9 protein-coding genes and 1 riboswitch are annotated in these 8,385 nt (G+C 70.9%); of the genes, 7 read left to right on the plus strand and 2 right to left on the minus strand.

Annotated features, from left to right (window positions below; all coding sequences use genetic code 11):
- Positions 1–129 precede the first annotated feature (129 nt).
- The 7 genes from G3I53_RS05885 to G3I53_RS05915 all read left to right on the plus strand — a co-directional run bounded on the left by G3I53_RS05885 (position 130) and on the right by G3I53_RS05915 (position 6,713).
- Positions 130–573, plus strand: coding sequence for a cytidine deaminase (locus G3I53_RS05885; protein WP_164338512.1), 444 nt, complete (start codon positions 130–132; stop codon positions 571–573).
- Positions 574–681: 108 nt separating this feature from the next.
- Positions 682–999 (plus strand): antibiotic biosynthesis monooxygenase, encoded by a 318-nt coding sequence (locus tag G3I53_RS05890; RefSeq protein ID WP_164338513.1) that lies wholly within the window; start codon positions 682–684, stop codon positions 997–999.
- 121 nt (positions 1,000–1,120) lie between these two features.
- Positions 1,121–1,405 (plus strand): hypothetical protein, encoded by a 285-nt coding sequence (locus G3I53_RS05895; RefSeq protein WP_164338514.1) that lies wholly within the window; start codon positions 1,121–1,123, stop codon positions 1,403–1,405.
- Between the two features lie 153 nt (positions 1,406–1,558).
- Positions 1,559–2,665 carry a 23S rRNA (adenine(2503)-C(2))-methyltransferase RlmN gene (rlmN, locus tag G3I53_RS05900; RefSeq protein ID WP_164338515.1) on the plus strand — a complete coding sequence of 369 codons (1,107 nt, stop codon included), beginning with the start codon at positions 1,559–1,561 and terminating at the stop codon, positions 2,663–2,665.
- 89 nt (positions 2,666–2,754) lie between these two features.
- Positions 2,755–2,860, plus strand: a riboswitch (TPP riboswitch).
- A gap of 77 nt (positions 2,861–2,937) precedes the next feature.
- Positions 2,938–4,044, plus strand: a complete 1,107-nt coding sequence (locus G3I53_RS05905) for a thiamine ABC transporter substrate-binding protein (protein ID WP_164338516.1) — start codon at positions 2,938–2,940, stop codon at positions 4,042–4,044.
- Positions 4,020–5,693, plus strand: a complete 1,674-nt coding sequence (locus tag G3I53_RS05910) for an iron ABC transporter permease (RefSeq protein WP_164338517.1) — start codon at positions 4,020–4,022, stop codon at positions 5,691–5,693. Before G3I53_RS05905 ends, G3I53_RS05910 begins: the two co-directional genes overlap by 25 nt.
- Positions 5,694–6,713 carry an ABC transporter ATP-binding protein gene (locus G3I53_RS05915; protein ID WP_164338518.1) on the plus strand — a complete coding sequence of 340 codons (1,020 nt, stop codon included), beginning with the start codon at positions 5,694–5,696 and terminating at the stop codon, positions 6,711–6,713.
- 94 nt (positions 6,714–6,807) lie between these two features.
- Here G3I53_RS05915 and G3I53_RS05920 read toward each other — a convergent pair whose 3' ends face one another.
- Together G3I53_RS05920 and G3I53_RS05925 are read right to left on the minus strand one after the other, a co-directional pair.
- Positions 6,808–7,500, minus strand: a complete 693-nt coding sequence (locus G3I53_RS05920; protein WP_164338519.1) for an LAETG motif-containing sortase-dependent surface protein — start codon at positions 7,498–7,500, stop codon at positions 6,808–6,810.
- Positions 7,501–7,711: 211 nt separating this feature from the next.
- Entirely contained in the window at positions 7,712–8,119 is a 408-nt protein-coding gene (locus tag G3I53_RS05925) for a VOC family protein (RefSeq protein ID WP_164338520.1), read from the minus strand.
- Positions 8,120–8,385: the final 266 nt, after the last annotated feature.

Genomic DNA, 8,385 nt, shown 5'->3' on the forward strand with positions numbered 1-8,385 from the left:
AGACCAAAAACAAACAGGACCTATAGGAGACGCCTATATCGCACGCCTTTCGCCCCTCGCCCGGAATGGTGAAGGCCGGCCAACGTCTTCGAACGGGCCGCCCCCAGGGCCCGTGGCAGACTCCGGCGCATGACACTCGATCAGACGCTCGTCGACGCGGCCGCGGACCTCATGAACCGGCGCTGGCCCCCGGGGGAACCCGGCGGTGCGGCCGCCGTACGGCTCGCCGACGGCGGCATCCTGACCAGCGTCGGGCTCGACAACATGCACGGCTCGGTCGCGCTCTGCCAGGAGACCGGCGCCTTCATCCAGGCCTACACCCAGAACCGGACGGTCACGGCCTCCGTCTGCGTCTGCCGTGACATGGAGCGCGCCAGAGTCCTGATCCTTCCGCCCTGCGGCATCTGCCAGGAACGCCTCGCCCTCTGGGGACCCTCCGTCGAGGTCGCCGTCCCCCGGCAGGACGACCCGACCCAGTGGGAGGCCCGCTCCCTCGCGGAGGTCAACCCCTACTACTGGGGCCCGCAATTCGCCGACGGCGGGTGGCCTTCCCAGGCGCAGCACTCGGAGTGACCCCGGGCGCGGCCGCACGGCACCGCTGCACGGCCGCCGCGGCATGCTCCCCCGTCCGGGCCGGCTGTAGCCTGTCCGCTCACCGTTGGCGTGGATCAAGGAGTGGTGATGTTCGACCTGATCGTCATCGTGCACGTTCCCGAGGTCGAGGACATCGCTCCCGTCGCCGATGCCCTGGCTCGGATGCGCCCGCTGTGCCTCGCCGAGGACGGCTGCGTCAGCTGGGAGGCGTACCAGTCGCACGAGGATCCCGCACGGTTCGTCCTGGTCGAGCGCTGGGCGACTCGGGCCCACTGGGAAGCCCATGATGCGGGCGAGGCCATACAGAAGATCTATCTGCCCGAGATCATGCCGCGCATCGAACGCGAGGTGCACCCGAGCGCACCGCTACGACTCCAGGGCTCGGCGGTCACAGACGAGGCGTGATCTCCGCGGGGCCCGTGCCCGGGCGTCCGAGATGTGCACGCACCCTTCCCCGCGGCCCCCACCCGCACCCCGCTCCCGTCCGGTCTTCACCATAGGAGGCTCCTTGCACATACTCACGAGTATGGCTGGTCAGCGGATGACCCCCCAGGGTGAGGCCATCTTTCTGGTGCTCTGGGGCGTCGGCTCAGGTCTGGTGGGCTGGTTCTTCCTGCGCAAGGCGGGGGCCATCGCGACCGCGGGGGATCAGATGCGGCACGACATCCGCGTCGCCTACCACCATGGCAGGGCGCCGACCGCCGAAGAGCACCGCAGAAGACGCGTCATCGCAAGGCTCACAGGAGGATTGTTCGCGATTTTGGGGCCCACTCTTGCGATCGTGGGACTCGTGCTCCTGATCACTCAGTAGAAGCCGGGGCAAGCAGTCCTCCGTGTCAGGAGCCCGGCGAGGAGACACTCGTGTCCGAGGCCGCTCAACGGCGGCCGGTGCCGGCCACGGGTGACCGTGGCCCGGGCGGACGACGCCAGGTCACCCGATTGGATCTGCCACACTGGTACAGCCATGCCTAAGCCCGGAGAACTCACCTTCACAGCGCCGCGCGGAGCCAAGAAGCCGCCGCGGCACCTTGCCGATCTCACGCCCGCCGAGCGCAAGGAGGCGGTCGTCGCGGCCGGTGAGAAGCCGTTTCGGGCCAAGCAGCTGTCGCAGCACTACTTCGCGCGGTACGCGCACGACCCGGAGCAGTGGACGGACATTCCGGCCGGGTCGCGGGGGCGGTTGCAGGAGGCGCTGCTGCCGGAGCTGATGACGGTGGTGCGGCATCTGTCGACCGACGAGGGCGCGACCCGCAAGACGCTGTGGAAGCTGTTCGACGGCACGCTCGTCGAGTCGGTGCTGATGCGGTACCCGGACCGGGTGACCATGTGCATCTCCTCGCAGGCGGGCTGCGGGATGAACTGCCCGTTCTGTGCGACGGGGCAGGCCGGGCTGGACCGGAACCTGTCGACGGCGGAGATCGTGCACCAGATCGTGGACGGCATGCGGGCGCTGCGGGACGGCGAGGTTCCCGGGGGGCCGGCGCGGCTGTCGAACATCGTGTTCATGGGCATGGGTGAGCCGCTGGCGAACTACAACCGGGTGGTGGGCGCGATCCGGCGGCTGACCGACCCGGAGCCCGACGGGCTCGGGCTGTCGCAGCGCGGGATCACCGTGTCGACCGTGGGGCTGGTCCCGGCGATCCACCGGTTCTCCGACGAGGGCTTCAAGTGCCGGCTGGCGATCTCCCTGCACGCCCCCGACGACGAGCTGCGCGACACCCTGGTCCCCGTCAACACGCGGTGGAAGGTGCGCGAGGTGCTGGACGCCGGGTTCGAGTACGCGGCCCGGTCCGGGCGGCGGCTGTCGATCGAGTACGCGCTGATCAGGGACATCAACGACCAGGCGTGGCGGGGTGACCGGCTCGGGCGGATGCTCAAGGGTCGGCCTGTGCACGTCAACCTGATCCCGCTGAACCCGACGCCCGGGTCGAAGTGGACCGCCTCGCGGCCGGAGGACGAGAAGGCGTTCGTGGAGGCCATCGCCGCGCACGGTGTGCCGGTGACCATCCGGGACACCCGTGGACAGGAGATCGACGGGGCCTGCGGTCAGCTCGCCGCGAGCGAGAGGTAGCCTGGCCCGCAGGAGACAGCGGAACAACCGCACGACAACCGCTGGATCGTCGTGACCGGGCACCATCCGGTCATGTCAGTCACATCTTCATATTCCGACAGGGGAGCGCCACAGCGCTGAGAGTGCGGCACCGGCCGCAGACCCTCCGAACCTCGCCCAGGTCATTCTGGGTAGGGAGATCGGTCACCACTCGAGCTGTTGCGCCCTGCCCGGGACCCCACCGGTCCCGGGCAGGGCCGCGTCTCTTCCTGGTCGCCTCCAGGAGGAATTCAGTGAGCATCACCAAGAAGGTCACGCAGCGGGCCACCGTCCTGGTCGTCGGGCTGGGACTGGTCACGCTGTCCGCCTGCTCGTCCGACGGCGGCGGCGGCGACGGCGGGGCGTCCGGGTCCGGCGGGTCGAAGACCGTGACCCTCGTCAGCCACAACTCGTGGGCCGCGTCCAAGGACGTCATCGCCGCCTTCGAGAAGGAGTCCGGCTACAAGGTCAAGGTCCTCAAGGACGGCGACGCCGGGTCCGCCGTCAACAAGGCCATCCTGACCAAGGACAACCCGCAGGGAGACGTCTTCTTCGGCGTCGACAACACCCTGCTCTCCCGGGCCCTCGACAACGGGCTGTTCCAGCCGTACAAGGTCAAGGACCACGACCTGGTCCTGCCGGAGTTCCGGGTCGACGAGGGCAAGCACCGCGTCACGCCGGTCGACACCGGCGACGTCTGCGTCAACTACGACAAGGCCTGGTTCGAGAAGAAGGGCGTCACCCCGCCCGAGACCCTCGACGACCTGGTCGAGCCGCAGTACAAGGACCTCCTCGTCGTGGAGAACGCCTCGACCTCCTCGCCCGGCCTCGGCTTCCTGCTCGGCACCGCCGCGAAGTACGGCGACGACGGGTGGGAGGGGTACTGGAAGAAGCTGAAGGCCAACGGCGTCAAGGTGGTCGACGGCTGGGAGCAGGCCTACAACGAGGAGTTCTCGGGCTCCGCCGGCGGCAAGGAGGCCAAGGCCGACCGGCCGCTGGTGGTCTCCTACGCCTCCTCGCCGCCCGCCGAGGTCATCTACGCGGACCCCAAGCCGGACACCGCCCCCACCGGCGTGGCCGAGGGCACCTGCTTCCGGCAGGTCGAGTACGCGGGGCTGCTGAGCAACGCCGCGAACCCCGAGGGCGGGAAGGCGCTGCTCGACTTCCTCGTCAGCAAGGAGTTCCAGGACGACATGCCGCTCAACATGTTCGTCCACCCGGTGCGCGAGGACGCCGAGCTGCCGAAGGAGTTCGCGCAGTACGGGCCGCGGGCGAAGAACCCGCAGACCCTGGACCCGGCGAAGATCGCCGAGAATCGTGACCAGTGGGTCAAGTCGTGGACCTCGCTCGTTCTGAAGTGACGCGAGTCGCGGCGAAGCGGCGCGGGAACGCGGCGCGGCTCGGCCTGATGGCCGTGCCCGTCGCGTTCTTCGCCGTGTTCTTCGCCTACCCCGTCGCCGCGATCGTCGCGCGCGGCATGAAGGTGGACGGGGTCTGGCAGTTCGGGCGCGTCGGCGAGGTGCTGGCGCAGCCGGACGTCCGGCAGGTGCTGTGGTTCACCACCTGGCAGGCCCTGGTCTCCACCGGCCTCACCCTGCTGGTCGCGCTGCCCGGCGCCTACGTCCTCGCCCGTTTCGACTTCCCCGGCAGACAGCTGCTGCGGGCCGTCGTCACCGTGCCGTTCGTGCTGCCGACGGTCGTCGTCGGGACCGCGTTCATGGCGGTCGTGGGGCGCGGCGGGCTGCTGGACGACCTGTGGGGGGTGCGGCTGGACACCACGGTGTGGGCGATCCTGCTCGCGCACGTCTTCTTCAACTACGCCGTGGTCGTACGCACCGTCGGCGGCCTGTGGTCGCAGCTCGACCCGCGGCAGGAGGAGGCCGCGCGGATGCTCGGCGCCTCACGGTTCGCCGCCTGGCGGAGCATCACCCTGCCCGCGCTGGCGCCCGCCGTGTCCGCCGCCGCGCTGATGGTCTTCCTGTTCACCTTCACCTCCTTCGGTGTGGTCCAGATCCTCGGCGGACCCACCTTCTCCACCCTCGAAGTGGAGATCTACCGGCAGACCTCCGAGATCTTCGACCTGTCCACGGCCGCCGTCCTGACGATGATCCAGTTCGCCGCCGTCGGCGCGATCCTCGCCCTGCACGCCTGGACCGTGCGGCGGCGGGAGTCCGCGCTGCGCATGGTGGACGCCGCCGTGACGGCGCGCCGGCCGCGCGGCGCGGGTCAGTGGGCGCTGCTCGGCTCGGTCGTCGCCGTCGTGGCCGTGCTGATCCTGCTGCCGCTGGGCGTGCTCGTCGAACGGTCCCTGGGCGCCGCCGGACTCGGCTACTACCGGGCGCTGACCCGCGACGACGGGGGAGTGTTCCTGGTCGCGCCCATCGAGGCGGTGGGCAACTCGCTGCGGTACGCCCTCGCCGCCACCGTCATCGCGGTGGTGATCGGGGGACTGGCCGCCGCGGCGCTGACCCGGCGGGACGCGGGCCGGCTGGTGCGCGGCTTCGACGCGCTGCTGATGCTGCCGCTCGGGGTGTCCGCGGTGACGGTCGGCTTCGGCTTCCTCATCGCGCTCGACGAGCCGCCGCTGGACCTCAGGGCGTCGTGGATCCTGGTCCCGCTCGCGCAGGCACTGGTCGGCGTCCCGTTCGTGGTGCGGACCATGCTGCCGGTGCTGCGCGCCGTGGACGGCCGGCTGCGGGAGGCGGCGGCCGTGCTGGGGGCGTCGCCGTGGCGGGCCTGGCGGGAGGTGGACCTGCCGATGGTGCGGCGGGCCCTGCTGATCGCGGCCGGGTTCGCGTTCGCGGTGTCGCTGGGGGAGTTCGGTGCCACGGTGTTCATCGCGCGGCCGGACAACCCGACGCTGCCGGTGGCGGTGGCGCGGCTGCTGGGGCGGCCCGGGGAGCTGAACTACGGTCAGGCGATGGCGCTGTCGACGATTCTGATGATCGTGTGCGCGGTGGCGCTGCTTCTGCTGGAGCGACTGCGCACCGACCGGAGCGGGGAGTTCTAGATGCTGCTGAGCCTTGACGGGGCGACTGTCCGCTTCGGCGGCCGGGCGGTGCTGGACGCGGTCGGCCTGGAGGTCGCCGAGCACGAGATCGTGTGCGTGCTCGGCCCCAGCGGCAGCGGCAAGTCCACGCTGCTGCGGGTGGTGGCCGGACTGCAGCCGCTGGACGCGGGCCGGGTCCGGCTGAGCGGCCGCGACCAGGCGGGCGTGCCGGCGCACCGGCGCGGGGTCGGCCTGATGTTCCAGGACCACCAGCTCTTCCCGCAGCGGGACGTGGGCGGCAACGTGGCCTTCGGCCTGCGGATGCACGGCACCCCACGCCCGGAACAGCGGGAGCGCGTACGGGAGTTGCTGGAGCTGGTCGGTCTGCCCGGCGCGGCCCGGCGGGCGGTGGCCGAACTGTCCGGCGGTGAGCAGCAGCGGGTCGCGCTGGCGCGCGCCCTGGCGCCGAGCCCGCGGCTGCTGATGCTGGACGAGCCGCTCGGTCAGCTCGACCGGTCGCTGCGTGAGCGCCTGGTCGTCGAACTGCGGGAACTGTTCCGCCGGTTGGGCACCACGGTGCTCGCCGTGACCCACGACCAGGGTGAGGCGTTCGCGCTGGCGGACCGGGTCGTGGTGATGCGGGACGGGCGGATCGCCCAGTCGGGCACGCCTCTTCAGGTGTGGCAGCGGCCCGCGGACGCGTTCGTGGCGCGCTTCCTGGGCTTCGAGAACGTGACGGAGGCGACGGTCGACTCCGGGGTGGCGCTGACCCCGTGGGGCAAGGTGCCGGTCCCGGAGGACGCCCCACGGGGCACCCGGACGCTGCTCGTCCGGCCCGCCGGGGTCCGGCTGGTCCCGGCCGACGCGGGACTGCGGTGCCGGGTCGCCGCCCGCACCTTCCGGGGCACCCATGTCGCCGTGCGCCTCCGGCCGGAGAACGCGCCGGTGCTGGAGGCCGCGTGCCCGCTGCGCTCGGCCCCGGAGACCGGTGCGGAGGTCGGGGTGGAGTTCGACGCGGCGGAGGTCGTGGTCCTGGGCTGACGCCCGCCGTGCCCCAGGGGGCGGGGCCCGGACGCGGCGGTGGCCCGCCCCCTGGGGGACGGGCCACCGGACGGCACCAGGTGGTGCGCAGGGCTCAGCTGTCGCTGTTGCTGGCCCCGCGGCGCTTCATGCCGAGGAAGATGGCGCCTCCGCCGACCACGACCAGGGCGGCGGCGATGCCGGCGATGAGGCCGGTGCTGGAGTTGGCGCCGGTCTCGGCGAGGTGGGAGTCACCGGTCGCGGGCGACGGGGCGTTGCTCCCGGTGTCCGCGGGCGGTGTGCTCTCGCTCGGCGTCGGCGTGCCGGTCTCCTCGGCCGGGGTCGAGGCGGAGTCCGACGGCGTCGGCTCGGGCTTCGGAGGCGTGGTGTCCTCCTGCTTCTTGCAGGCCGTGGCCGGGGTGGTGAGGTTCGGCTTGATGTCCTCGTCCACGTACGGGAGGGCCTTGACGTGGATGCGGTACTCGGCGTTCGGCTTCCAGTCCTCCTCGAAGGTGATGGTGACGCCCTCACGAGAGCCCCTGACCACCTGTTCGCCGACCTTCTTCTCGTCGGCGCCGTTGTTCTCGAGGTAGACGGTGACCGTGGCGGGGACGCCTGCCGGGTCGACGTCGGTGACGGTGATGACACCCTTGTCACCGACGCACTTGGCCTCGGCCGAGAACTCGTTGATGTTGCATGCTGCCGCGCTGCCCGCGAGGCCGAGCGTGAGCGCGGCTGCGGCGGAGACGACACCGAGAGTCCGGACGGTGCGTGCGGCGGTACGGCGGGATATGGACGAAACTGTCACGTTTGCCCTTTGCTGAAGGTGCGCAAATGCGGGGGGTGGAGGGAATGTTGACGAAACCTCAGCACTCCCTTGAGTCTCAGGTCTATAAGCACCGCATAAGCGTGTCAACGCATATGCCATCACAAGGACTTGGTTTTACCGTCTCGTTAACCGCCGGCACGTTTGAGCTGCCGCGGACACGTTTCAGCGCCCCCGGACCCGCACGTCCGGTTCAGCCCTCCACCGCGGCCGGGTCCATCCACACGACCTCCCAGGTGTGGCCGTCGAGGTCGTCGAAGGCGCGGCCGTACATGAAGCCCTGGTCCTGGGTCTCCCCGGTCACCGACCCGCCCGCGGCGACGGCCCGGTCCACCAGCTCGTCCACCTTCTCGCGGCTCTCGGCGCTCAGCGCCAGCAGCACCTCACTGGTGCGGGTCGCGTCGGCGATCTCCTTCTTGGTGAACTCCGCGTAGCGCGGCTTGGTGTGCAGCATCGCGACGATGGTGTCGCTGATCACGACGGAGGCGGTGTTCTCGTCGCTGAACTGGTCGTTGAGGGCGTAACCGAGCTCCGTGTAGAACTTCTTCGAGGCGTCGAGGTCGTTCACGGCCAGGTTCACGAAGATCATCTGCTGGTACATGGCGGGGTCTCTCCCATCGGGTCTGTCTGCCTTCGGTGAGGTAGACCGGGGGCCCGGGCGGAACTCATCGCTGCCGGGGACGTTTCTTCTGCGAGAGATCTCCGAGAGATCCCCGCCGCCCCGGCCCGGGCGGCCGGGCCGGCGGCGCTCAGCGCGTCAGCGGCAGCGCGGAGACCTGCGCGACGATCACGGTCAGGGGGCCGAACAGCGCCAGCAGCGCCCCGGCCCGCAGGGCGGCGGTCTGCCGCAGGGCCGACGCGGGCGCG

It is taken from the genome of Streptomyces sp. SID14436 (assembly GCF_010548465.1).
Lineage (GTDB): Bacteria > Actinomycetota > Actinomycetes > Streptomycetales > Streptomycetaceae > Streptomyces.